This is a genomic window from Pseudomonas sp. B21-048 (assembly GCF_024748615.1).
In the GTDB taxonomy this organism is placed as follows: Bacteria; Pseudomonadota; Gammaproteobacteria; order Pseudomonadales; family Pseudomonadaceae; genus Aquipseudomonas.
Genome location: NZ_CP087168.1, coordinates 3,727,609 through 3,751,992, shown reverse-complemented (window position 1 = coordinate 3,751,992; position 24,384 = coordinate 3,727,609). Strand labels below are relative to the sequence as shown.

The 24,384-nt window shown below is 58.3% G+C and carries 27 protein-coding genes; 18 read left to right on the top strand and 9 right to left on the bottom strand.

The features are described from left to right. Positions 1-203 precede the first annotated feature (203 nt). Together LOY56_RS17545 and LOY56_RS17540 are read right to left on the bottom strand one after the other, a co-directional pair. Positions 204-770, bottom strand: coding sequence for a TetR/AcrR family transcriptional regulator (locus LOY56_RS17545; protein WP_258616007.1), 567 nt, complete (start codon positions 768-770; stop codon positions 204-206). Positions 771-876: 106 nt separating this feature from the next. After that, positions 877-1,824 (bottom strand): AraC family transcriptional regulator, encoded by a 948-nt coding sequence (locus LOY56_RS17540; protein WP_258616003.1) that lies wholly within the window; start codon positions 1,822-1,824, stop codon positions 877-879. Positions 1,825-2,014: 190 nt separating this feature from the next. Here LOY56_RS17540 and LOY56_RS17535 point away from each other — a divergent pair, with 190 nt between their 5' ends. Next, positions 2,015-3,058 (top strand): NADP-dependent oxidoreductase, encoded by a 1,044-nt coding sequence (locus tag LOY56_RS17535; protein WP_258615999.1) that lies wholly within the window; start codon positions 2,015-2,017, stop codon positions 3,056-3,058. 36 nt (positions 3,059-3,094) lie between these two features. On the opposite strand, the gene LOY56_RS17530 is transcribed toward LOY56_RS17535, so the two are convergent. Beyond that, a complete protein-coding gene (locus tag LOY56_RS17530; RefSeq protein ID WP_258615997.1) occupies positions 3,095-3,262 on the bottom strand; it encodes a hypothetical protein in 168 nt (55 codons plus the stop codon). 468 nt (positions 3,263-3,730) lie between these two features. On the opposite strand from LOY56_RS17530, the gene LOY56_RS17525 reads away from it, so the two are divergent. Continuing rightward, on the top strand, positions 3,731-4,378 hold the full coding sequence (locus LOY56_RS17525) for a glutathione S-transferase family protein (protein ID WP_258622739.1): 648 nt from the start codon (positions 3,731-3,733) through the stop codon (positions 4,376-4,378). 1,080 nt (positions 4,379-5,458) lie between these two features. Here the strand turns inward: LOY56_RS17525 and LOY56_RS17520 are convergent. The 3 genes from LOY56_RS17520 to LOY56_RS17510 all read right to left on the bottom strand — a co-directional run bounded on the left by LOY56_RS17520 (position 5,459) and on the right by LOY56_RS17510 (position 7,134). Beyond that, the gene (locus LOY56_RS17520; protein ID WP_258615992.1) at positions 5,459-6,016 is read right to left on the bottom strand and encodes a Smr/MutS family protein; all 558 of its coding nucleotides are present in this window, start codon (positions 6,014-6,016) and stop codon (positions 5,459-5,461) included. 75 nt (positions 6,017-6,091) lie between these two features. Further along, the gene (locus tag LOY56_RS17515) at positions 6,092-6,412 is read right to left on the bottom strand and encodes a hypothetical protein (protein ID WP_258615991.1); all 321 of its coding nucleotides are present in this window, start codon (positions 6,410-6,412) and stop codon (positions 6,092-6,094) included. A 131-nt stretch (positions 6,413-6,543) separates the two neighbouring features. Beyond that, positions 6,544-7,134: a cysteine hydrolase family protein gene (locus LOY56_RS17510; protein WP_007898815.1), complete on the bottom strand. Its 591-nt coding sequence runs from the start codon at positions 7,132-7,134 to the stop codon at positions 6,544-6,546. A gap of 239 nt (positions 7,135-7,373) precedes the next feature. On the opposite strand from LOY56_RS17510, the gene prmB reads away from it, so the two are divergent. Next, positions 7,374-8,282: a 50S ribosomal protein L3 N(5)-glutamine methyltransferase gene (gene prmB, locus LOY56_RS17505; protein ID WP_258615990.1), complete on the top strand. Its 909-nt coding sequence runs from the start codon at positions 7,374-7,376 to the stop codon at positions 8,280-8,282. A gap of 160 nt (positions 8,283-8,442) precedes the next feature. On the opposite strand, the gene LOY56_RS17500 is transcribed toward prmB, so the two are convergent. After that, on the bottom strand, positions 8,443-9,234 hold the full coding sequence (locus LOY56_RS17500; RefSeq protein ID WP_258615988.1) for a hypothetical protein: 792 nt from the start codon (positions 9,232-9,234) through the stop codon (positions 8,443-8,445). Between the two features lie 99 nt (positions 9,235-9,333). Next, positions 9,334-10,332, bottom strand: coding sequence for an alpha/beta hydrolase (locus LOY56_RS17495; RefSeq protein WP_258615985.1), 999 nt, complete (start codon positions 10,330-10,332; stop codon positions 9,334-9,336). An 85-nt stretch (positions 10,333-10,417) separates the two neighbouring features. Here LOY56_RS17495 and aroC point away from each other — a divergent pair, with 85 nt between their 5' ends. From aroC to mtnC, 5 genes are read left to right on the top strand one after another with little or no spacing between them, the layout of a single operon-like run. Beyond that, complete coding sequence (aroC, locus tag LOY56_RS17490; RefSeq protein ID WP_258615984.1) at positions 10,418-11,509, top strand: chorismate synthase; 1,092 nt, start codon at positions 10,418-10,420, stop codon at positions 11,507-11,509. 28 nt (positions 11,510-11,537) lie between these two features. Then, a complete protein-coding gene (locus tag LOY56_RS17485) occupies positions 11,538-12,689 on the top strand; it encodes an MFS transporter (RefSeq protein WP_258615983.1) in 1,152 nt (383 codons plus the stop codon). Next, positions 12,686-13,312 carry a methylthioribulose 1-phosphate dehydratase gene (locus LOY56_RS17480; RefSeq protein ID WP_258615981.1) on the top strand — a complete coding sequence of 209 codons (627 nt, stop codon included), beginning with the start codon at positions 12,686-12,688 and terminating at the stop codon, positions 13,310-13,312. The genes LOY56_RS17485 and LOY56_RS17480 overlap by 4 nt, the downstream gene beginning before the upstream one ends. Before the next feature lie 20 nt (positions 13,313-13,332). Beyond that, entirely contained in the window at positions 13,333-13,878 is a 546-nt protein-coding gene (locus LOY56_RS17475) for an acireductone dioxygenase (protein WP_258615977.1), read from the top strand. A gap of 4 nt (positions 13,879-13,882) precedes the next feature. Then, on the top strand, positions 13,883-14,566 hold the full coding sequence (mtnC, locus tag LOY56_RS17470) for an acireductone synthase (RefSeq protein ID WP_258615976.1): 684 nt from the start codon (positions 13,883-13,885) through the stop codon (positions 14,564-14,566). A 105-nt stretch (positions 14,567-14,671) separates the two neighbouring features. Here the strand turns inward: mtnC and LOY56_RS17465 are convergent, their stop codons facing one another. Further along, positions 14,672-14,950, bottom strand: a complete 279-nt coding sequence (locus LOY56_RS17465; protein ID WP_007898807.1) for a DUF3509 domain-containing protein — start codon at positions 14,948-14,950, stop codon at positions 14,672-14,674. A gap of 351 nt (positions 14,951-15,301) precedes the next feature. On the opposite strand from LOY56_RS17465, the gene LOY56_RS17460 reads away from it, so the two are divergent. The 10 genes from LOY56_RS17460 (at position 15,302) to LOY56_RS17415 (ending at position 24,381) form a co-directional block, all read left to right on the top strand. Continuing rightward, the gene (locus LOY56_RS17460; RefSeq protein WP_258615973.1) at positions 15,302-17,140 is read left to right on the top strand and encodes a long-chain-acyl-CoA synthetase; all 1,839 of its coding nucleotides are present in this window, start codon (positions 15,302-15,304) and stop codon (positions 17,138-17,140) included. A 112-nt stretch (positions 17,141-17,252) separates the two neighbouring features. Then, positions 17,253-17,771 (top strand): ankyrin repeat domain-containing protein, encoded by a 519-nt coding sequence (locus tag LOY56_RS17455; RefSeq protein WP_258615972.1) that lies wholly within the window; start codon positions 17,253-17,255, stop codon positions 17,769-17,771. 134 nt (positions 17,772-17,905) lie between these two features. Beyond that, positions 17,906-18,436: a hypothetical protein gene (locus LOY56_RS17450; protein ID WP_258615970.1), complete on the top strand. Its 531-nt coding sequence runs from the start codon at positions 17,906-17,908 to the stop codon at positions 18,434-18,436. An 83-nt stretch (positions 18,437-18,519) separates the two neighbouring features. Then, positions 18,520-18,711, top strand: coding sequence for a PLDc N-terminal domain-containing protein (locus LOY56_RS17445; protein WP_007902193.1), 192 nt, complete (start codon positions 18,520-18,522; stop codon positions 18,709-18,711). Positions 18,712-18,975: 264 nt separating this feature from the next. Then, entirely contained in the window at positions 18,976-19,851 is an 876-nt protein-coding gene (gene speE, locus LOY56_RS17440; protein WP_258615969.1) for a polyamine aminopropyltransferase, read from the top strand. A gap of 155 nt (positions 19,852-20,006) precedes the next feature. Further along, the gene (locus tag LOY56_RS17435) at positions 20,007-20,240 is read left to right on the top strand and encodes a hypothetical protein (protein ID WP_038979787.1); all 234 of its coding nucleotides are present in this window, start codon (positions 20,007-20,009) and stop codon (positions 20,238-20,240) included. Positions 20,241-20,455: 215 nt separating this feature from the next. Then, positions 20,456-20,797 carry a ribonuclease E inhibitor RraB gene (locus tag LOY56_RS17430; RefSeq protein ID WP_008005633.1) on the top strand — a complete coding sequence of 114 codons (342 nt, stop codon included), beginning with the start codon at positions 20,456-20,458 and terminating at the stop codon, positions 20,795-20,797. Between the two features lie 405 nt (positions 20,798-21,202). Continuing rightward, positions 21,203-22,612 carry a circularly permuted type 2 ATP-grasp protein gene (locus LOY56_RS17425; RefSeq protein WP_258615967.1) on the top strand — a complete coding sequence of 470 codons (1,410 nt, stop codon included), beginning with the start codon at positions 21,203-21,205 and terminating at the stop codon, positions 22,610-22,612. A 12-nt stretch (positions 22,613-22,624) separates the two neighbouring features. Then, on the top strand, positions 22,625-23,575 hold the full coding sequence (locus LOY56_RS17420) for an alpha-E domain-containing protein (protein ID WP_010456611.1): 951 nt from the start codon (positions 22,625-22,627) through the stop codon (positions 23,573-23,575). After that, complete coding sequence (locus LOY56_RS17415; RefSeq protein WP_258615966.1) at positions 23,572-24,381, top strand: transglutaminase family protein; 810 nt, start codon at positions 23,572-23,574, stop codon at positions 24,379-24,381. Before LOY56_RS17420 ends, LOY56_RS17415 begins: the two co-directional genes overlap by 4 nt. Positions 24,382-24,384 lie beyond the last annotated feature (3 nt).

Sequence of the window (24,384 nt, the reverse complement as noted above, 5' to 3'; positions counted from 1 at the left end):
TCTGGCCGAGGCTGTGTAAAAACGTTTTTCAAGCACCAGCTTCGGACTAGAGCAGCTGAAAAATCTCGCTCCTACGCAAAATGCAGATCTCTGACTAAACGAGCTTTGGCAGATTTTACGTAGTGACGCACACTTCAAAATGGTGTTTGCGTTTTTACACAACCTGGACCCAATGCGGCCGTTTCGTTGCTTGCTAAGGCATGTCATAGCTCAACGAGCTGCAAACATCCCTGTTGACAGGCTGTGAGAATTTCTTGCGCCAATTGGTCATCGGCCACAGCTCGAGCTAGTGCCAAGCCCCCAACCATCCCTACGGCAATTTGCAGAGCATGCTGGCGTGTATCCGTCTCTGTCGTCGATTTCAGTCCGGACTCCAGGCGAGTGATGAAAGCTGCGAGCACTTGGGTGTAGCTCTCCTGGATGGCTCCGTCCTGCCGAGCAGCATCATTGACCATGAAGGCTAACGGACAGTGCATGCGGCTTGCATCCCGATGGTCCATGCGGAGATAGTCTTTCACTACCTGCTGCAAACCATCTTTACCAGCCTCTTCCAGTATCGCGCCCCCCGCGTTCGCGGCATTTCTAATAGCTTCGGTGTAAAGCGCCGTTTTGGATGCGAAGTGACTATAGAAGGCCCCTCGGGTCAATCCCGCACTCTCCATAATTGAATCGATACTGACTTTTTCGAAACCTTCTAGTGCGAAGAGTCGCGCTGCGCTATTCAGAATCATCTGTCGAGTGGTTGCGCGCTGCGTAGCGGGCCAGGGCATACGTCTTCTCCTCAGTAAAACGCCGAATTGCGATGTAAAAACTGGCTGAGTGCCACCCTCAACGGGCAGACGAAAACGGCGCGCATTTCGCCTACTCCATAGCCTGTCATTCTTTGCCGTTGACCTTCGGCCCCGCCACCGATTTCGCCGTGCGTCCGTAGTACCGCTCGAACGCCGAGCTGAAACTCGACAGGTGCTGGAAACCGACCTTATAGGCCACCGTGGACACCTGGAGTCCGGTTTCCAGCAGTTCCCAGGCCTTGGCCATGCGGATATCGGTAAGCATGCGGTGCGGGCTGGTCCCGAACAGGGTACGGAAGCCCTGTTTGAGCTTGAACTCGTTGGTACCGACGGCCGTGCACAGGTAACCGACGGTGAGAGGGCGGTCGTACTGGCTCATCATGATGCCCCGGGCGCGCATCATGATGTCCTGGTTCTGTGCATGGGCCATGGTCGTCGTCGGTTGCTGCGGGGTGAATGGGCTGATTTGCTCGGACAGTAGCCCGAGCGCGGTAATGTGGGTGTCCAGTAGGCTGCCGGCGTGGTCGTGCAGGTGGATCAACGATTCGGCCAGCCGTTGCGTCGCCGCACCGTGTTTGCCACAAAATAGGTGATGGGTCGATTGTCCTTTGGCGCCGCCCTCGAGCAGGCCCATCAGGCCGTATTTATGCAGCAGCGCTTCTTGGGCGATCAGGCGCACCTGGCGAATCGCCTGGTTGGCCGGATAATGGCGCTCGCCGTGCAAGCAGCCGTAGGCTGCGATAGTGCTATGCCCAGAGACGAAGTCGAACCGTTGGCCATTGGAGGCGGTGCTGCTCGACCGGCCGTCCAAGGCGATGGCCACGGTCAGGGCGCGTTGCCTTTCCTGGGTGCTGGTTTCCACCAGGTGATGGCGCGGGTGGTAGTTGGAATAGACCACCGATAGGCCATCCTCGAACAGCAATTGGTCGGTGAAGCAAGTGCCCAGTTCTTCTGGAAGCTGTGAGCGCAACCAGGGTGTTTGGCCCACTCGGGTGGGCGCCGACCGGTCCGCGGCCGTGAAGCGATAGCTCATAGAGACTCCTTTCTAATGCCGTCGGCTCAATTATTAGATCCAGGATCCGAAATGCCAAAGAGAGAATCCGGATCGCCTAAGAATCGAATGAAATATATCCGTGTTTATTTCCTATAGTGGCTCCGGCACAAGCGAGCCTCCCTCGCCGCATCTGGCGAGGTGTCTATACAGTGAAATAAGGAAATCAACGATGTTAGAAGAAATATGCCTTTCCCGTGAGGTCATTTTGATTGATCACACTACCGGGGAATTGGAGGCCAAACATTTTGCCATCGTAGAAACTACCGCCTCCGCTCCAGGCCCAGGTGAAGTGTTGGTGCGCAACCGCTGGTTTCGGGTATCCATTTCAACGCGCCTGATGGCAGAGCAGGGTGCCGAAGAGGTCAAGGGTATTCCCTTCCCGCCACTCAATCCCGGTGACACCCTGGCGGACGGGGCCATCGGCGAGGTGGTGCAGGCAGGCCGCGGCTGCGATCTGCGAGTCGGCAGTCTGGTCATGCACTCGCTGGGCTGGCGGGAGTACGCGGTGGTGCCGGCCACGCAATGCAAGGTCATAAACACGCCGACCGTCGACCCTGCCGCCTGGTTGGGGCACGGTTGGACCGCTTACGCAGCACTGACGCAATGCGTGCAGGTGCGTCCGGGCGACACGGTGTTCGTCACCAGCGGCGCTGGCGCCATTGGTTCGATGGCCGGGCAGATCGCACGGTTGCTCGGGGCCACGCGCGTTATCGGCAGTACCAGCGGCCAGGAGAAGGCGCAGTGGATGCAGACCGAACTGGGCTACGATGCGGTGGTGACCCGGGATGGCGGCTCGATCCGCGAACAGCTGGCGGCGGCTGCCCCAGACGGTATCGACGTGATCGTCGACATGGTCGGCGGCGAGCAACTGGCGGCGGCCATCGAGCAGACCCGGGAGGGCGCACGCTGCGTGTTGCTCGGTGCGCTGACGGCTGAATTGAACCCGCGCAACGCGACGCTGAAGGCGCTGGTGGAAGTGGACACTTTCCAGCTCATTCTCAAAGGCGTGACGGTGCGCGGTTTCAGCGCTGACGAGCATGCCCCGACCCTGTTCGATGCATGGTTGCGGCAAGTGGATACCTGGCAGCACGAGGGCCTCATTTGGCTGCCGCACACCACGATAAAGGGCCTGGATAACGCTCCGTATGCCCTGCAGGAAGCATGCGCCGGGAGGCTCAAAGGCCTGGTCATGGTTGAACTGGAGGCGCTATGAACAGGAAGGCCATAAGCATTCCCGACATCGCCGGTGCTACGAGCAGCCGCGGCTGCGCTGGTATCCCAACAATGGCTGCTGTGGGCCGGCTTTGCGCCTGATCTTCGCCACCGTTGGGCCGCTGCTGGCGACGCTGGAGCTGGGGTTTACCTCGACCTTGCTGGTAACCACCTTGCCCCCGGCATTGCTGGGCATCTTCTCCATTCCGGGCGTCCAATTGCGGAAACGGCTGGGCGAGGCGCCTTGTTTTAAAGCACTGGATTACAGCCTGAACGCTGGACGGCGCTATCGTGCTATCTCGATGACGGGGTACCTATTGACAATAATTGGGCGGAGTGCGACACGAATTCGCATACAGAAGTTGTTCCCACTTACAAGGGATCCACCCGTGTCACCGGGTGAATCTAGAAGGCTGAATCAAGAGCGCCTTTGACAATGTAACGAGGCACCGCAAGGTGCGGGGTACTAATCGTGAGAGGCCTGCCGACGCAACGGACAAGTGATATTGCGCAGTTGCTGCCGCATAACTGGCGACCGGTTTAGTTGCGCAAGACGGGATGCCCGGACGCGTACGTAAAGAGTGAGATGGAGTATGACAAAACGGGACTTTATGTTCTTGAACATAAAGTCATACCGACCAGAATTGCCGACTCTTCCCTCAAGGAACTACACATGAGATTGCACATACTGGGACCTGGATTTAGTACCTTCGTACGTAGTGTCAGACTTTACTGCGAAGAGAAAGCGCTAGATTACACACACGGGATGCACGTGGATGGTAAAACGATCACGCTCCACAACCCTGAACACAAGGCACTGCATCCTTTTGGCAAGGTCCCGGTATTGCTGCATGGAGAACGCAGCGTAATTGAAACAACCACTATTTGCCGCTACCTGGATGAAGCCTTTGCGCATATTTCTCTAAGGCCCGCTGACTTGGCCCAGAAGGTAAAGGTCGATCAGTGGTCCGCTGCTTTGGCGATGTATGCCGATGATCGACTGATACGTCGTTATCTTTTATTGCTGGTTTCACCCGCGCAGCCATCACGTCATATCGATAGAGAAGCTGTGGCTACCGCCGAGCCATTGGCAATCCAAACACTTGGGCTGTTGGCGAAGCAATTGGACGGGCAGCAATTTTTCTGCGGGGCGAACTACAGCATGGCGGATGCCATCCTGACGCCCATGCTCGATTATTTGGAACGCGTGCCCGAAAGTGCGCAATGGCTGAGAAAAACATCAAATCTTCGTGATTATCTTTTTCGCATGCGATTGCGCCAGTCAGGGCGCAACGTGTTGACCGAGCCGAACTTTAGTTAATGCAGAATATGCTGCACTTATCGTTTGCCCGAGGGCCGCTTTTGGCCGAGGCTGTGTAAAAACGTTTTCAAGCACCCGCTTCGGACTAGAGCAGCTGAAAAATCTCGCTCCTACGCAAAATGCAGATCTCTGACTAAACGAACTTTGGCAGATTTTACGTAGTGACGCACACTTCAAAATGGTGTTTGCGTTTTTACACAGCCTGGGCCGATTGCTGCCTGTTGCGAAGGACTGGCTTAGCCTCCAGGCCATGATTCGATTCACGCGGGATTACCTAAGAAAAGCCACGTGGGGAGCGCAGCTGCCTTCACCCTTGCTCGGGAGCGTGAAAAATGCGTGAGGGTTTGGAATGAAAAAAGCCCGGCCCCAGGCTGGGCTCTCTGTAAATGGGCCAAATCCCTTTGGCTGACTGCATTGATGCTGATTATGTGACTGTAACCACGGAACCCTCCCGATTACCTTAGTACTTGTTACTTTTCTGGTTTGTGAGTCGGTAGCGTCGGATGTTTCGGTTTGTTTGGAGGGTTAACGTGTTGCCTTCTGTCATCCTTTCCGTCTTCACGTTTTGGTTTTGGGCCTGGCTTTATGTGAGTTGACATACTTGTCTCGATATCCAAGTGATTAATTTTAAGGGGACAGCTAGCAACCGACGACATGGTTCCTAGCCGTGCACAGAAAAGTTAGAACAAATTCACGAGACTTCAAGGGGGAGGGCTAGACAGCGATCTTGTGCACGATGCTTTGATGGATCGACCGGTTGAATCGAGAGCTGCCTTTCAGCGAGCGTCAGCTCGAGGTGCAAAAAAGCCCCGCACGGGTACAGCCGGAGCGGGGCTTTTTATGTGTTGCGAGAGGAGGAAATCCCGTACCAATTTTTGTACCAATGACTGCGTTTTGGCGGGAAGTTCTGAGATGGCCTGGGCATTAAGTCCCTGATTTCATTGACCCTTACAACTTAGTAAGCACCCTTGAACATGTCGGTGTAATTCTGTTCCAGGGACATGAAACTACCTGTGGGATTTTACGCAAAGGGCAAGGGTACGGTGACGGACACGGCGCTGCAAGCGTGAAGCGGCGGCATTACTCGTCGCGACCTTCCATCATGGTGCGTTTGAGCATCACATAAACCGCTCCGGCGCCGCCGTGTTTCGGTTGGCACGAGGTGAAGCCGAGCACTTGTGAATGTTGACGTAGCCACGTGTTGACGTGGCTCTTGATCATCGGCCGCTTGCCATCCAGGCGAACCGCTTTGCCGTGGGTGACACGGACGCAGCGGATTTCGAATTTGGTCGCTTCGGCCAGAAAGGCCCACAGGGTTTCACGGGCCTTTTCCACGCTCATGCCATGCAGGTCGAGGCTGCCTTCGAACGGAATCTGTCCGATCTTGAGCTTGCGGATCTGGCTTTCCTGGACACCATCGCGGGCCCACATCAGCTCATCTTCGGGGCCGACATCAATGACGAACTGATCGGACAGCCCGTCAACGGTGGTGGCATCGGTGCGCACAGTGGCGGCCTGGCGCAGCTTGGCGATTTGCGCGCGGTCGGCCTTGGGTTTACCGGTTTCAGCGCGATCGTGCTTGATCGGCTTGACGCCTTGGATCGCGCTTTTGAACAGGGAAAAATCGTCGTCTTGCATGTCAGCCTCCGCGAAGGGCGGCCAGTTTACCCAAGTCGGGACGAATGGGGCGCGACAAAACGTCCGACGTTGGGCTCAGTCGTGTTTTTTCATCAGATGCGGTGCCATATTCAGCTCTTGCGACTGGCGCGAGCGGCGACGGCAGCGGCGCCACAACCACACACCGATGTACAGAACGAACAGGCCCACGGCCAGAATGATCACCGAGCCCAGCGGGCTGGCATTCAACTCGCCCAGCGCCGGTGGCCGGCCCAGCAGGCTGGCCGCGCCGGCCATCGCCAGCAACACACCACACGTCGCCAGCAAGGCTGCGAACGCTGCGCCGAAGCGAAAACGCCAGTTGCGTTGGCCTTTGGGCCGCAAGCGGCGTGCATCAAAACCATCGGATAACTTCATTCCGACCTTCCTCAATGGGTATCGGCCCTTCGACCGGGAGTTGACCGGGATGTTCCTGAGGCTAGGGCAATTACTGCCAATGAGAGGCTTTTGCGGATGAGCGGCGGCATGGACCGCTCATCGAAGGTCCATCAAATCAGTTCGCGGGTCAGGGCGAGGGTGGCGAAGTTGTCCGCCATGATCGCCATTTCGGTGTGCTGAACATGCTCGGCGCTCAGGACGCCACCCTTGTAGGGCAGGTCGCGAGTCGCGCAGGCGTCTTCAACCAATGTGCAACGAAACCCCAGGTTCTTCGCGGCGCGCACGGTAGTGCTGACGCTGGAGTGGCTCATGAAGCCGCAGACGATAAGGTCCAGCGAGCCGAGATTCTGCAGGCGCTCCAACAGTTCAGTGCCATGAAACGCACTCGGCAGCAATTTGCCGATGATGGTTTCGTCGCCCTGTGGCTCAAGCCCCGGGATAAACTCGCCGCGCTCGCCTTGCGGGTCGAACAGCCCACCGACGGTGCCGAGGTGGCGTACATGCACGATCGGCCGACCGGCTGCACGGGCAGCGGCCACCAGTTGCTTGATGTTCGCGACGGCAGCATCCATGCCGCTCAGTGCCAAGGGGCCGCTGAGGTATTCTTTCTGGGCATCGATGATGACAAGGGTCGCATGACCCAGATTGGCCGCTGCATAACCACGGCCGCTGAGTTGAAACATCGTTTTTGGAACGGACATTCTGGGGCTCCTTCGGGTGGGGCTTTTGCGACATTCTCCTCTGGCTGAGCGCTTCTGTGAATCGCTACCATCGTAGGCACCGCCGTTGTTGGGTCGCAGCCTTGTCAAGATACTCGTTCTGTTCAATAGCTTGCTGAAAAAATAGAAGAGTCCTACATCTGATCCGGTATTTTTCCTGCGTCGTCGCGGCGCCTTTTGGCTGTTAGAATCGTCAGTCGTTTTTTCTGGAGTTTGCCCCCGTGATCACTTCCCGACTTCGTACCCTGCGTGACCATATCCGTTGGGCCGTCAGCCGCTTCCATGGGGAGGATCTGTTTTTCGGCCATGGGACCGACAACGCCTGGGATGAAGCCCGTCAACTGGTATTGGGTGCATTGCACTTACCGTGGGAAATCGCCGACAGCTATCTGGACTGCCGTCTGGAAGACGACGAACTGGTCAATCTGCAACGCTTGCTCAAGCGCCGCATCGAAGAGCGCATTCCGACCGCTTACCTGCTGGGCGAAGCCTGGTTCTGTGGTATGTCGTTCATCGTCGATGAGCGCGTACTGATCCCGCGCTCGCCGATTGGCGAGCTGATTGAAAAGCGTTTTGAGCCGTGGCTCGGCGCCGAACCTGCGCGCATTCTCGATCTGTGCACCGGTTCCGGTTGCATCGGCATCGCCTGTGCTTACGAGTTTCAGAACGCCGAAGTGGTACTGGCCGATCTGTCGTTCGAAGCGCTGGAAGTGGCGAACCAGAACATCGAGCGCCACGGTGTCGATGAGCGGGTGTTCACCGTTCAGGGCGATGGTTTCGATGGCTTGCCGGGTCAACGTTTCGACCTGATCGTGTCGAACCCGCCTTACGTCGATGCGGAAGATTTCGCCGACATGCCGGATGAGTATCAGCACGAGCCGGAACTGGGCCTGGCCTGTGGCGACGACGGTTTGAACCTAGTGCGCCGCATGCTCGCCGAAGCGGCGGATCATCTGACCGAAAAAGGTTTGCTGATTGTCGAGGTGGGCAACAGCCAGGTTCACGTCGAGGCGTTGTACCCGGAAGTCGACTTCGCCTGGCTGGAGTTCGAGCGCGGCGGGCATGGCGTATTCATGCTGACAGCGGAGCAGTGCCGCGATCATCAGGCGTTGTTCGCTTCTCGCATTTAACGCCGATCCTTGTGGCGAGGGAGCTTGCTCCCGCTGGGCTGCGAAGCAGCCCTAAAACCTGATGCCACATTATTCCAGATACCCCGCGGTTGCCTGTTTTGCGACCGCTTCGCGCTCGAGCGGGAGCAAGCTCCCTCGCCACAATTGGGTTTGATGCCGGTTACCGGTGCGTAGCAATCCAGATCAATAACCCCGCCTGAAACACCGCAAACGCCACCAGACAGGTAATGGTAAAACGCAGCCCGGCATCTTCGCGTTTGTACTTGCTGACTTTTTCTTCGTGTTTCTTCAGTTTGACTTCCTGTTCCGCCAGGTTCTGCTCGGCTTGCTGGAGCATCTGCGCGGCTTCGAGGATTTCTACCTGCTGCAACTTTTCGCTGTTCCAGTCGCCGAGCAAATCACTGACCGACACCTCTTTAACGCTGCCCTTCAAATGCTGGGCGTCGGCGTAGACCACGTCAAAACCGTGCACCCGCAGAAAATGATCGCGGCGCAGGCGAGTGTCTTCGTTCAGCGCATCCTTGTTATTCAGATCAGTGCCGTCGACGGTGTAGGCGGGCCATTTCTTCTTCGCCCAGGTAATGCCCTGAGCTGCCATATAACGTCCGATGCCACGGTTCATCGGCTCGATCTGCAAGCCGCTTTCCGGGCCGAAATGTACGCGTTTGGTGGTGTGATCGACCCACACGTCCAGATGATTCTGTTCTTTGCGCACGCGCTGGCCCGGCAGCTTGATGGCCATGCGCATCAGGCTGCGTTCCTTGCTATTGCGTTCGGCGTAACCGAATTCGACAAAGCGCAACGGCCGTCCACCGGTGTTGCGGTCGGTTTGCAGCGGCGCCAGGCGGAGCATCTTGTGGTGCTCGACGTGGACGTCCGCCCACGGCAGCTCGACCGCTGTCGATGCGTCTTTTTCAGCGGTGGTGTCGGGTGAAGTCTGGGTATCAGTCATAACGGCGAGATCCTGTCCAAGCCCTGCTTGCCGCCAGCCAGTGCGCTGGCGACAAAGGCTTATCGGCCGTTTTTTTCAGGACTGGAGGGAAAACAGCGCTTAACTGGAGCGAAGTCCTTCAATAAACCCGAGGATTCGCGCGCCGAGTTCCGCCGCCAGCGGTAATTGCGGATCTTTATAGGAGGCCAATTGCCGCTTCACATCATTGGGCACGATGCGCAGCACGTGGTTCATGCCTTCGATCAGCACCAGTTCCGCGTCCGGTTTAGCGGCCTTGAGTGCCTTGGCGTCACCTACGCCGACCTGAATGTCGTTGCTGCCCTGGATGATCAGCGCCGGCATCTTCAACTTGGCGAAGGCCGCCGCCGGGTCTTGGCGGAACAGCGAAATCAGGTACGGCTGCACGCTGGGACGGAAAATCACCTGCAATTGCGGTGGCACGTTGTCGTCGGTGTGGCCGGCCTTGAGGCTGTCGAGCAGTTCATTACTGCGCAACATCAAGGGCGGCGGCAGGCGATTGCTCAATTGCTGGCGCAGGACCTGATCGATCGGCCGGGCGCTGCCGGACATGGAAATCACCGCTGCGGCATTGACGTTCGGCGCCGCCAGGCTGGCGATCAACGCACCTTCGCTGTGTCCCAGCAAAATCAGTTTGCCAAAGCGTGGATCGGCTTTGAGCTTCTGGCCCCAGGCTTCGGCGTCGGCCACATAGGCCTCCACCGACAGATTGCGTTCGTCTGGAGTCGCAGCCAGGCTCGCCGCCACACCGCGCTTGTCGTAGCGCACGCTGGCGATGTTGTGTTTGGCCAGCACCCAGGCCAGCCGTTTGAGGCTGTCGTTGCGTCCGCCGTCGGGGTTGTTTCCGTCACGATCCGTAGGACCGGAGCCGGAAATGATCAGGACAACCGGCACAGGCGTGTCGGACTTGGGCAGCAACAGCGAGCCGAAAAGCTCGTCGCTGCCCGTGTCCAATGTGATCGGGCGTTGCAGGACAGTGGCCTGTGCAAAGCCGGTAAACAAGGTAAGGCTCAAGGCTAGAACTCGCAGCATCATCACGCCATCATCAACAAGGTGCCGGTTGGACTCGCAGGCACCCATAAGGTTCGAGGATGAACTAGTCGGGTAGCCTGCGTATACTGGCGCGCATTACGTATTTTAGTTTCGATTTCACGGAGCGTCCCGCATGTCCGGCAATACCTACGGCAAGCTGTTCACTGTCACCACCGCGGGCGAAAGCCATGGTCCGGCGTTGGTCGCCATTGTCGATGGCTGCCCGCCGGGCCTGGAGATTTCCCTTGAGGATCTGCAGCGCGACCTGGATCGCCGCAAGCCCGGTACTAGCCGCCACACCACCCAGCGCCAGGAAGCCGACGAAGTCGAAATCCTCAGCGGCGTGTTCGAAGGCCGCACCACCGGTTGCGCCATCGGCCTGTTGATCCGCAACACCGACCAGAAGTCCAAGGACTATTCGGCGATCAAGGATCTGTTCCGCCCGGCCCACGCCGACTACACCTACCACCACAAATACGGCGAGCGCGATTACCGCGGCGGCGGTCGCAGTTCGGCCCGTGAAACCGCCATGCGCGTGGCGGCAGGGGCGATTGCGAAAAAGTACCTGGCCACCCAAGGCATCGTCGTTCGTGGCTACATGAGCCAGCTCGGCCCGATCGAAATTCCGTTCAAGACCTGGGATTCGGTGGAAGAAAACGCCTTCTTCAGCCCCGACCCGGACAAAGTGCCGGAGCTGGAAGCCTATATGGACCAGTTGCGTCGCGACCAGGATTCGGTCGGCGCGAAGATCACCGTGGTTGCCGAAGGCGTGATGCCGGGCCTCGGCGAGCCGATCTTCGACCGCCTCGACGCGGAACTGGCCCATGCGCTGATGAGCATCAACGCGGTCAAAGGCGTGGAAATCGGCGCCGGGTTTGCCAGCATCGCCCAGCGCGGCACCGAACACCGTGATGAAATGACCCCCGAAGGTTTTCTCAGCAACAACGCCGGCGGCATTCTCGGCGGCATCTCGTCCGGTCAACCGATCGTGGCGCATCTGGCACTCAAGCCAACCTCGAGCATCACCACGCCGGGCCGCTCCATCGACATCCATGGCAACCCGGTTGAGGTCGTCACCAAGGGCCGTCACGACCCGTGCGTGGGCATCCGCGCGACGCCGATTGCCGAGGCGATGATGGCCATTGTGCTGATGGATCACCTGCTGCGTCATCGCGGGCAGAACGCCGATGTGCGCGTGAGCACGCCGGTGTTGGGTCAGCTTTAATGGCTGTTCTTGAAGCCGCTGCAGTCTGATGGCCGTGGCGGCGCTGCCGTACTGGCGGCTCTCCAGTTTCTATCTGTTCTATTTCGCCTTGCTCGGTTCGACGGCGCCGTTCCTGGCGCTGTATTTCGATCACTTGGGCTTTTCCAGTGCGCGCATTGGCGAACTGGTGGCGATCCCGATGCTGATGCGCTGCGTGGCGCCGAATATCTGGGGCTGGCTCGGTGACTACACCGGGCGACGTCTGGCCATCGTGCGGTTCGGCGCGGTCTGTACGCTGCTGACCTTCTCACTGATTTTCGTCAGCAAAAGCTATGCGTGGCTGGCGATGGTCATGGCCTTGCACGCGTTCTTCTGGCACGCGGTATTGCCACAGTTCGAAGTCATCACTCTGGCGCATTTGAACGGCCAGACGTCTCGCTACAGTCAGATTCGCCTGTGGGGCTCAATCGGTTTCATCATCACCGTCGTTGCGCTCGGCCGGTTGTTCGAATGGCTCAGCCTGGACATCTATCCGGTGGCGCTGGTGCTGATCATGGCCGGGATCGTCGTCAGCAGTCTATGGGTGCCTAACGCGCAACCGATCCAGGGTGAACGGTTGGCGGGGGAGGGATTCCTCCAGCAATTGCGCAACCCCGGAGTGTTGGCGTTCTACGCTTGCGTGGCGATGATGCAGATGAGTCACGGGCCGTATTACACCTTTCTGACGTTGCACCTTGAACGACTCGGTTACAGTCGCGGGCTGATCGGCATGCTCTGGGCGGTCGGCGTGGTTGCCGAAGTCTTGATGTTTCTAGTCATGAGCAAGATTCTTGCGCGCTTCTCAGTGCGCCGGGTGCTGCTGGCGAGTTTCCTGCTGGCGGCCCTGCGTTGGTTGTTGCTCGGTTCGTTTGCTGAATTCCTGTGGGTGCTGCTGTTTGCCCAAGTGCTGCACGCCGCCACCTTCGGCAGCTTTCACGCCGCTGCCATCCAGTTCGTGCAACGTAGCTTTGGCGCGCGTCAGCAAGGGCAGGGCCAGGCGTTGTATGCCGCGCTGGCCGGCACCGGCGGCGCACTGGGCGCGCTGTATTCCGGCTACAGCTGGAATGCCCTCGGCGCCACATTGACTTTTAGTATTGCCAGTCTCGCAGCCTTCGCCGCTGCCATTATCATTGCCACACGTATGCAAGAGGACAGGCCATGAGCCTTACCCGTGAACACCTCGCCCAGGAAATCATCGACGCCGGGCGTTTTCTGTATGGTCGCGGCTGGTCGCCGGCCACCAGCAGCAATTACTCGACCCGCCTGTCGCCGACCGAAGCACTGCTGACCGTGTCCGGCAAGCACAAAGGCCAGCTGGGCATCGACGATGTGCTGGCCACCGACCTGTCGGGCAATAGCCTGGAATCGGGCAAAAAACCGTCCGCCGAAACCCTACTGCACACTCAGCTGTACAGCTGGCGCCCGGAGATCGGCGCGGTGCTGCACACCCATTCAGTCAATGCCACGGTGCTGTCGCGCCTGACGGCGGAAGACTTCATCGAGTTTGAAGACTACGAACTGCAAAAAGCCTTCAGTGGCGTCTCTACCCACGAGTCCAGGGTACGCGTGCCGATTTTCGACAACGATCAGGACATTGCGCGGCTGGCCGCCAAGGTGCAGCCTTGGCTCGACGCCCATCCTGATTGCGTCGGCTATCTGATCCGCGGCCATGGCCTCTACACATGGGGCGCGCGCATGAGCGACGCGCTGCGGCAGATCGAGGCCTTTGAATTTTTGTTCGAGTGCGAGTTGAAGACGCGCTCGCTCTCGAACCATAAAGCATGAACCGTTAAGGAGTTGCCCAGATGAGCAGCCTGTCCGTTTATCACGTCTCCAGCCCTGAAATACCGAACAAGGTCCTGACCCACCTCGAAGACATCGCCTCGACCCTGGCCGAACAGGGCGTGCGCTTCGACCGTTGGCAAGCCGCGGCGAAAATCCAGCCCGGCGCGAGCCAGGAAGAAGTGATCGCCGCGTATCAGGCGCAAATCGACCAACTGATGACCGAACGCGGTTACATCACTGTCGATGTGGTCAGCCTGAACAGCGATCACCCGCAAAAAGCCGAGTTGCGCACCAAGTTCCTCGATGAACACCGCCATGGCGAAGACGAAGTACGATTTTTCGTCGCCGGTCGTGGCTTGTTCACCCTGCACATCGGCGATTACGTCTACGCCGTGCTTTGCGAGAAAAACGATCTGATCTCGGTGCCGGCCGGTACACCGCACTGGTTCGACATGGGTGAAAATCCGCATTTCGTCGCGGTCCGCCTGTTCAACAACCCCGAAGGCTGGGTGGCCAATTTCACCGGCGACAACATCGCCAGCCGCTTCCCGCGTCTCGAGGACTGAGCCGATGCCGATCAAAGCGATTCTCACCGACATCGAAGGCACCACCAGCGCGGTGAGTTTTGTGTTCGACGTGCTGTTTCCTTACGCCGCCAAACACCTGCCGGACTTCGTTCGCGAAAACGCCGAACGCGCCGACGTTGCCGAGCAGCTCGCCGCTGTTCGGCGTGACAGCGGTGAACCGCAAGCCGACGTCGAACGGGTCATTGAGATCCTCTTGGGCTGGATCGCCGAAGACCGCAAGGCCACGCCGCTCAAGGCATTGCAAGGCATGGTCTGGGAGCAGGGGTATCAGGCCGGGCAGTTGAAAGGCCACGTGTACCCGGACGCCGTTGAAGCGCTCAAGCGCTGGCATCAGGAAGGCTATCAACTGTTTGTCTATTCTTCGGGCTCGATTCAGGCGCAAAAACTGATTTTCGGGTGCTCGGACGCGGGGGATTTGTCGCCACTGTTCAGTGGTTATTTCGATACCACTTCAGGGCCCAAGCGTGAAGCACAGTCCTACGAGCGGATCACCCAGGCGATTGGCCTCGAGGCGTCGCAAATTCTGTTCCTGTCCGACATCGTTCAAGAGCTGGACGCGGCGCGCACGGCCGGGATGGCAACCTGTGGCCTGGCTCGTGAGGGTGGGGAATTGGCGGGGCATGTGACCGTCGATAGCTTTGCGCGGATCAATCCTTTAGCCCTGTAAACCCCCGCATAACCTGTAGGAGATAGCGTAACGGCAGAAACAACTCAGGCCGTGAAGCGAAAGCGCTCACGGCCTGTTTGTTTGTAGCGCGTTTATTATCTGGATTTAAACCGAGTGATAGGTCGGCAAGGCAAACCGTTGCTGGCTTTGCAGCATGGAAATCTGCGGCAGTTCGCTGGCCTGTTCCGCGACATCACGGCGAATCGCGCTGATCACCCACGACAGCTGATCGCCAGCATGCAATTGCTGGTAGGAAATTGAACGTTTGAAGACTTTGCCGTCCGTACTGCGCAGGGTCAGCAGAATGCCGCCGTCAGGCCGTGGCTGGGTGGTCACTTCGAAATTGGAGAACAGCGACGAAAATTTTTCCTGGATCAGGCTCATGTCTATCGGCTCCGTGAGTGCTTTGAAGGGCAACATGGAGAGGTAGCTGCAGTGATTGTGCCAGCGCCTGTTTTTTTAAAAAGACATATAAATCAATAGGTTAACTTTTAAGTGTTTTTGCGATTTCGTGCAATCTGCATGAATGGCCATCGTGCATCCTGCATTTTGCGTGGTCGGTCGATTCGATTGAACCAATCACAACGTCAGGGTTCCGCTTTTCGATGGCAGCTCCGAACAGTTCGGTCGCGGATACAAAACATTTCAAAAACCGCGTGTACAGCTCAAGAACCGCTGACGTATTTTCGGCCTCAATCAACGCCACCCGACAATAAGAAGATCGACGGGAGCATCATGAGCCGCACGCTGAACGACACGATTACCTGGGGCATGATGCTCCGCAAGCTGCCTTCCATTGCCAGAGCCATTCCCCGTGTGGTGAAGGGCATGAAAGCCGCCTACGTCAAGGCCCCGACCCAATCGTGTGGCCTGGGCTGGAGCTTTGAGCAGGCGACGCTGCGTAATCCCGATGGCCCGGCCTTGCTGCAGGGCGAGGTGGTGCTCACTTACGCACAGGTCAATCAATGGGCCAATCGCATCGCTCATCATCTGCTAGCCCAAGGCATTCGCAAGGGCGATGTGGTGGCGATCTTTATCGAAAACCGTGTGGAACTGCTGGTGACGATATTAGCGGTGGCCAAAGTCGGTGCGATCAGCGCCTTGCTCAATACCTCCCAAACTCGCGATACCCTGGCTCACAGCCTGAGTCGGGTGGTGCCCGTGGCGATCGTGGTCGGAGAAGAGCTGGCTCCGGCCTTCAATGCGGTCCGCGAGCGGGTGTCCATCGACGCGGCGCGCACCTGGTTTGTCGCCGATCAAGACACTTATCGCCATCCGGGCAATTCGTCCGATGGCTTCATTAACCTGATGACGGTCAGCGCCGAAGCCTGCAGCGACAACCCCGTCAGCAGTCAGCAGATTTTTCTCGACGATCCTTGTTTCTACATTTACACCTCGGGCACCACCGGATTGCCCAAGGTCGGGGTGTTCAAGCATGGCCGCTGGATGCACAGCGCTGCCAGTTTCGGGCTGATCGCTTTGAATATGCGGCCGCATGACATCGTCTATTGCACCTTGCCGCTGTACCACGCCACCGGCCTCTGCGTGTGCTGGGGCTCGGCGATCAGCGGGGCGTCGGGGTTTGCCATCCGCCGCAAGTTCAGCGCCAGCCAGTTCTGGAGCGATGTGCGTAAATACCGGGCGACCACCCTCGGTTATGTCGGCGAATTGTGCCGCTACCTGGTGGATCAACCGCGCAGCCCGGACGACAGTCTGCACGGCGTGACAAAGATGATCGGTAATGGTCTGCGCCCCGGTGCGTGGCGCGAGTTCAAAACGCGTTTTGCCGTTGATCATATCTGCGAGCTGTACGCCGCCAGCGACGGCAATATCGCCTTCACCAACATCCTCAATTTTGACAACACCGTCGGTTTTTCCCTGATGGCCTGGGAACTGGTGGCATACGACCACGACAGCGGTGCCCCCTCCCGTGATGCCAGGGGCTTAATGCGCAAAGTGATCAAGGGCGAGCAGGGTCTGCTGTTGGCGAGGATCGACGACAAGGCGCCGCTGGACGGCTACACCGATCCGCAGAAAACCGCCAAAGTCGTGCTCCATGACGTGTTCGAGAAGGGTGACCGTTACTTCAATACCGGTGACCTGCTGCGCAACATCGGTTTTGGTCACGCGCAGTTTGTCGATCGCTTGGGCGACACCTACCGCTGGAAAGGCGAAAACGTCTCGACCACCGAGGTCGAAAACACCCTGCTGCAACACCCGCAGATCGCCGAAGCCGTGGCCTATGGCGTAGAAATCCACAACACCAATGGGCGTGCCGGAATGGCGGCAATCACCCCGGCTGAGTCCCTGGCGACCCTGGACTTCAGCGAGTTGCTGGCGTTCGCCAGGCAGCAAATGCCTGCCTATGCGGTGCCACTTTTCCTACGGGTGAAAGTGAAAATGGAAACCACCGCGACCTTCAAATACCAGAAGACCCGACTCAAGGACGAAGCCTTCGACCCGAACACCACCGGCGATGACCCGATCTACGCCTGGTTGCCGGGAACCCAGACTTACGTGCAAGTGACCGAGCAGGTGCTGGCGGATATTCACTGTGGCAGGTACCGCTATTGAATTTGGCTTTTATTGAATGTGGCTATGGCCATCCATGAGAAAAAAGAAGTGACAGGTTCGGGAGCGCTCGGGAAACTATCGGCTTTCCGATTGACCGAATGTGGAGTCCCCAATGTCAGACAAAAGCCGCCAGATGAGCCCCGAAGAGGCTGCTGAATTTGCCGAACAGGTGTTCAACAAAGCGCGCGAGGGCGATGCAGCCATGATGGCTGCGCTGCTGACCAAGGGCTTGCCGCCGAATCTGCGCAACCACAAGGGCGACACTTTGCTGATGCTCGCTGCGTACCACGGCCATGTCGAGACGGTAAAAGTCCTGCTCGAGCACAAGGCCGACCCGGAGATCCGTAATGACAACGGCCAGAGCCCGATTGCCGGCGCGGCGTTCAAGGGTGATCTGGCGGTGGTCAAGGCATTGATCGAGGGGGGCGCGCAAGTGGAAGGTTCGTCCTTCGACGGTCGAACTGCGTTGATGATGGCCGCGATGTTCAACCGCGTCGAAATCATTGACTACCTGATCAGCAAAGGCGCCGATCCGAAAGCCAAGGACGCCAACGGTGTGTCCGCGCTGGATGCGGCCAAAACCATGGGCGCGGTGGATACCACCGCACAATTGCAAAAACTCCTGGCCTGACCTCTGTGGTTACGGGGCTTTTGTGGCGAGGGAGCAAAGCTCCCTCGCCACAGGTTTATGCCTGGTCCCGTAATCCGTTTCCGAATGCGCTATCCTTCGCGCCCTCAAATCTCCCTCGCTACAGGATCCACCTCATGAAAGCCGCACTCATTGAACTCATCAGCAAAATCAGCTCCGGGTGCATGAGCGATGACGAAATTCTGAAAGTCGCTGACGAAGCGGCTCAGGCCTACGCCAATCCCGAGGCTTTTCTGACAGCTAATCCGGACATCAACTACGACGACACTTTTCCGATCCCGTTGGGCGAGTGGGTAGTCGTCGGCAGCTTGCCGGAAACCGTGCTGTTCCAGGCTGACACCTACATGGACCTGTTCGCGCAGATCGTCGCTTCGTTCGGTCCCGGCGTCGAGTTCAACATTAAACCTAAGCAACTGGCCAAGACCGATGCCCTGACGGCGCTCAATCGCATTCAGGTGCAGATGAGCAGCATGAACAAGGAAAACGGCGGTTACACGCTGCTGAACTTCAGCCAGTTGCTCGACGACGAGCTGCAAGTGGTGCTGGTCTACGGTAATGACATGCCACGGGTGCTCGAGTTGTGCGCCGAAGTTGGCATTGCCGCCGCGCCATCTCTGGAAGCCCTGAAAGTGGCGATCCACGTCTGAAAATCTCGACGACGGTAATAAAACGGAACCCGCACAAGGCCCGACTATCCTAAGACTGCACACCACTCTTCGGGAGCGTCACCATGGGTTCCACATTCAACAGCCTGGTTGGCCTGATTATTCTTGCCCTGGATATCTGGGCCATCATCAACGTGCTTAAAAGTGGCGCCGAGACCGGGATGAAAATCATCTGGGTGCTATTGATCCTCCTGCTGCCGGTCCTGGGGCTGATCATCTGGGCCATCGCCGGGCCGCGAGGTAATGTGCGGATCTGATCGGTTTCCCACAAGCAACACTGAACCTATAGGAGCGTGGCTTTCCCGCGATGCAGGCGCTGCGGTCGGGTCAGTTTCACCGCAGCGGTCCTATCGCAGGCAAGCCAGCACCCACAGAGGATTGTGTCGAACCATCAAGTGACGTTCGACCTGTCATGTTCCACAACGTAGAATGCGCGCCTTTCCCGGGCAATCGAGGCGATCGATTGGCCATCATGGGCGGGTAACCGTCCGTTGCCACCCGCATTCATCGGAGCACTTCCCATGAGCAATACCCCAACCAGCGAGTACCTGGAAACCCTCTACGAAGGCTATGGCCAGCGTTTTCGCATGGAAAAACTGCTGCACGAAGTGCGCACCGAACACCAGCATCTGGTGATTTTCGAGAACCCGCGCATGGGCCGGGTAATGGCACTGGACGGCGTGATCCAGACCACAGAAGCCGACGAATTCATCTATCACGAAATGCTCACCCACGTGCCGATCCTCGCCCATGGCACCGCCAAGCGCGTACTGATCATTGGCGGCGGCGACGGCGGCATGCTGCGTGAAGTGGCCAAGCACCGCAGCATCGAGCACATCACCATGGTCGAGATCGACGGCACTGTGGTCGACATGTGCAAGGAATTCCTGCCGAACCACTCCAAGGGTGCATTCGATGATCCACGCCTGAACCTGGTGATCGACGACGGCATGCGTTTCGTCGCCACCACCACCGAAAAGTTCGACGTGATCATTTCTGACTCCACCGATCCGATCGGCCCGGGTGAAGTGCTGTTCTCCGAAAATTTCTACCAGGCTTGCCGTCGCTGCCTGAACGAAGGCGGCATTCTGGTGACCCAGAACGGCACTCCGTTCATGCAAATCGAAGAAGTCAAAACCACCGCCGGCCGTCTGCGCAGCCTGTTCCCGGACTGGCACTTCTATCAGGCGGCCGTGCCGACCTACATCGGTGGCGCGATGACCTTCGCCTGGGGCGCAACCAATACCGCCTATCGCAAATTGTCCCGCGAAATCCTCCAACAGCGGTTCGCTGGCAGCGGCATCATCACTCGCTACTACAACCCGGAAATCCACATCGGTGCCTTCGCCTTGCCGCAATATGTGCTGCAAGCGGTGAACAAACCCAGCAACGACTAAAATGTACGCATAACCCCGGTAGGAGCTGAGCAAGCTCAGCCCCTACCGTTTCTATGCCTTTCATGCTTGCGCGTTGTAATCCGTTTGAACGATCACTCAGGGCAAAAGTCCAGATACTTGTAAGCCCATCCATGGGTTTTATCGAGGAGGCACCGATGCAAAAGTGGAAAATCACTTTCGTGGATGATCACGGTGAAACAGTGGACGAACTTTTCGAGTGCGAGGAATGCCCGAACAGCGAGCAAGCCGCCAAACTCATTCGCGCCCGGTGCCTGCCGGTCGCTGCCGAACTGGATCTCAATGATCTGGAGGGTCGTACCGACGATCCGACCGTCAAAAGTCTGAAATCCCAGAACAGCATTGAAATCATCAGTATTACCCCGATCTGATACACCCCCTGTCACATTCACAACCAGGCCTTGGCAGCGCCTCTGTCTTAAGGCTACTCTGCAAGCGAGATCAGCGAATGACTCGCTAAGGTCTGGTCTTGTCAGCTACATGCTTGTTTCCCGTCGGCAACCTCCGTTGCCGTATCGCTCTCACCCATCGGTTGAAAGTGCAGGGAATACGGAAAGTCTATCCATCAGTCTGAGGGGGACGTTTCATGAGCACAGCCTATCAAGAAGACATCAGCAGCAGCGTGCTGCGCCGCATGAAAGAAGGCGGTTTCGACTTTTCACGATTCCATCCCATCGAGTTCTACGCCATTTTCCCGGACGAGGAGCGGGCACGCAGGGCGGCAGGTCATTTCAGTGGTGAATCCTTGAATGCCCAGATCAGCGTGCGCGACGACGGCGCGTGGCATCTGGAACTGAGCAAAGTGATGTACGCCACCTACGACGGGATCGGCGACTTTGAACAGGACTTCGAGGCGGTGGTCGAGCCTCTGGGCGGTATCATCGAAGGATGGGGCGTCAAGCAGGAGGTACGAGGGTTACTCGCATAACTTTATGAACAGTGACAACACTCAGCAACGGCTGACCTTTGGGTTGGCCGTTTTCGTTCTCGCGGTTTGAAAAGGCCAAAGATCGTGTTTTTGATTCATAACGTTTCAAAAACGCAAAAAAAAGCCACCTAAACAGGCGGCTAAAAGGGAAGAGCGATAAGTTTTCCAGCGAATGCGCCGATTATCCGCATCGCCCCCGGGCAGTGAAATCAACTCTGGCTATGCTGCTGATAGGCGACAGCATTGCTTCGCCATGAGGCGGGGGCGATCAGGTTGGGGCATTTACCGCACAGGATTGGTGCGGTGCGTGCAGCGTCATTCTCCAACTGATTGATATCAAAGCGTTTATGCCGATGGCACGGGCCTTGCGAAGGCCTGGATGTCCGGAGTGACAAGGAGTACGGCATGATCCGCACCTATTTTGATGAGATGTACGATGCCGGCGGCCAGGTCCGCCCGCATTATCGGGAGTTTGCCCATTGGCTGGCCGAAACGCCTGACGAGCTTTTGGCACAACGGCGACGCGAGGCCGATCTGTTATTTCATCGTGCCGGGATTACCTTCACGCTCTATGGTGATGAGCAAGGGACAGAGCGCCTGATTCCCTTCGACACCATTCCCCGTAGTATCCCCGCCAGCGAGTGGCGGATTGTCGAGCGCGGCTGCATTCAGCGGGTCAAGGCATTGAACATGTTCCTTGCCGACCTCTATCACGAGCAGCGCATCATCAAGGCCGGCATCATCCCGGCCGAGCAAGTGCTGGCCAACGAGCAATACCAGTTGGCGATGCAAGGGCTGGATCTGCACCGCGATATCTATTCGCACATTTCCGGCGTCGACCTGGTGCGCGATGGCGACGGCACGTACTACGTGCTCGAAGACAATCTTCGTACACCCAGCGGCGTGAGCTACATGCTCGAAGACCGCAAGATGATGATGCGATTGTTCCCCGAGTTGTTCGCTGCCCAGCGCATTGCACCGATCGACCACTATCCGAACCTGTTGCTCGACACCCTGAAAAGCTCCAGCCCGATCGACAACCCGAGCGTGGTGGTGCTGACGCCGGGGCGCTTCAACAGCGCGTTTTTCGAGCATGCATTTCTGGCCCGGGAAATGGGCGTTGAACTGGTGGAAGGCGCGGACCTGTTCGTGCGCGATGACAAGGTGTTCATGCGCACCACGGACGGGCCGAAAGCCGTCGACGTGATCTACCGTCGCCTCGACGATGCCTTCCTCGATCCGTTGGCATTCAACCCGGATTCGATGCTCGGCGTGCCAGGTCTGCTGTCGTCCTACCGCTCCGGTAACGTGGTACTGGCGAATGCCATCGGCACCGGGGTCGCGGACGACAAATCGGTATATCCCTTCGTCACGGACATGATTCGTTTCTACCTGGATGAAGAGCCGATCCTGAAGAACGTGCCGACATGGCAGTGTCGTAATCCCTCGGAACTGTCCCACGTGCTGGCCAATCTTTCAGAGCTGGTGGTCAAGGAAACCCAGGGTTCCGGCGGCTACGGAATGCTGGTGGGACCGGCGGCGACGGCAGCGGAAATCGAATCTTTCCGTGAGCGGATCAAAGCCAAGCCCCACGCGTACATCGCCCAACCGACGTTGTCTTTATCAACCTGTCCGACCTTTGTCGAAAACGGTATCGCTCCACGCCATATCGACCTGCGTCCGTTTGTATTGTCTGGCCGCGAAACCCGGGTTGTGCCCGGCGGTTTGACCCGTGTTGCCTTGCGTGAAGGCTCCCTGGTGGTGAATTCCTCCCAGGGCGGCGGAACCAAGGACACCTGGGTGGTCGAGGATTGAAGGAAGCTTGCCATGTTAAGTAGAACTGCCTCGGATCTGTATTGGATGTCGCGTTACCTGGAGCGGGCGGAAAACCTCGCACGGATGCTCGATATCAGTTATTCGCTGTCCCTGATGCCTCAGGACGGTCGTGGTGATGGCTTGCATGAACTCGCCATGCCGTTGCTGATCACCGGCACTCTGGACGATTACCTGGAGCGTCACGGCGATCTGCATGCCGAACGGCTGCTGCACTTTTTCGCTTTGGATGCGGCCAACCCGGCGAGCATCTACAGCTGCCTCGGTGCCGCGCGCGCCAGCGCCCATGCGGTGCGAGGGCGAATCACCGCCGACATGTGGGAGAACATCAACGCTACCTGGCTGGAAATTCGCGGGATCGCCGAGCAGGGCTTGAGTCGCTACGGCATGAGCCGTTTCTGTGAGTGGATCAAGGAACGTTCCCACCTGTTCCGCGGCGCGTCCTACGGCACCATCATGCGTAACGACGCGTTCCGGTTCATTCGTCTGGGGACTTTTATCGAAAGGGCTGACAACACCTTGCGCCTGCTCGACGCCCGTTACGAAATGGCCGGCGATCAGGCCGAAGCGGTCAGCGACGGCACGGCCCACGCGTATTACCAGTGGAGCGCCTTGCTGCGGGCCTTGTCGTCGTTTGAGGCTTACACCGAGATTTACCGCGACGCCCCTGGCGCCCGGCATGTCGCCGAGTTGTTGCTGCTGCGCGCCGATGTGCCGCGATCCCTGCGTGCCTGCACCGAAGAAATCGACCAGATCCTCGCCCAATTACCGGGCGCCAACGGCCGTCCTGCCCAGCGTTTGGCGGCAGAAATGGACGCGCGCCTGCGTTACACCGGTATCAACGAAATTCTCGACGAAGGCCTGCACGCCTGGCTGACCGAGTTCATCCCGCTGGTGCGCCAGTTGGGCAACGCCATACACAGTTCCTACCTGGAGGCGGCATGAGACTTTCCATTAGCCACGAGACCACCTATCACTACGAAGATCAGGTGCGGGCCAGCATCCAGTACCTGCGACTGACCCCCCACGACAGCGAGCGCCAACACGTGCTCAGCTGGCAGCTCGACCTGCCACGCCCGGTGCGCTCGCAACTTGATCCGTTCGGCAATATTCTGCATGTGCTGACCCTGGACGAACCCCACGAGGCAATCATCATCGGCGCCCGAGGGCAGGTAGACATCGACGAACTGCGCGAAGCCGAGCATGAAAGCCAGTCGGCGCTGCCATTCCTGCGTTTCACGCGCCTGACCGAAGCCGACGAAGCCCTGCGCGCGTTTGCTCAGAAGTCGTGCAAACAACGCCGGGATCGTACGGCGCTGATCGATTTGATGCATGGCCTGAACCAGCACATGACCTACACGCCGGGTTCCACCGAAGTGGACACCAGCGCCGCCCAGGCTTTCGCCGGGCGTTCCGGGGTCTGCCAGGACCATACCCATGCGTTTCTCGCCTGCGCCCGCAGCCTGGGCATTCCCTCGCGTTATGTGTCGGGGTATCTGTACAGCGAGAACAGCGAACACCTGGCCAGTCACGCCTGGGCTGAAGCCTGGCTGGATGACGCCTGGTACAGCTTCGACGTAACCAACGAGCTGGCCCGCCCGGAGCGTCACCTGAAACTGGCCGTGGGCCTGGATTACCTAGACGCCTGCCCGGTGCGCGGCATGCGCCGTGGCGGTGGGTGCGAGCAGATGCATGCGAAGGTGTTTGTCTCGCCGACGCCTGCGCCGGTGATCTCCGTCCAACAGCAGTAACCT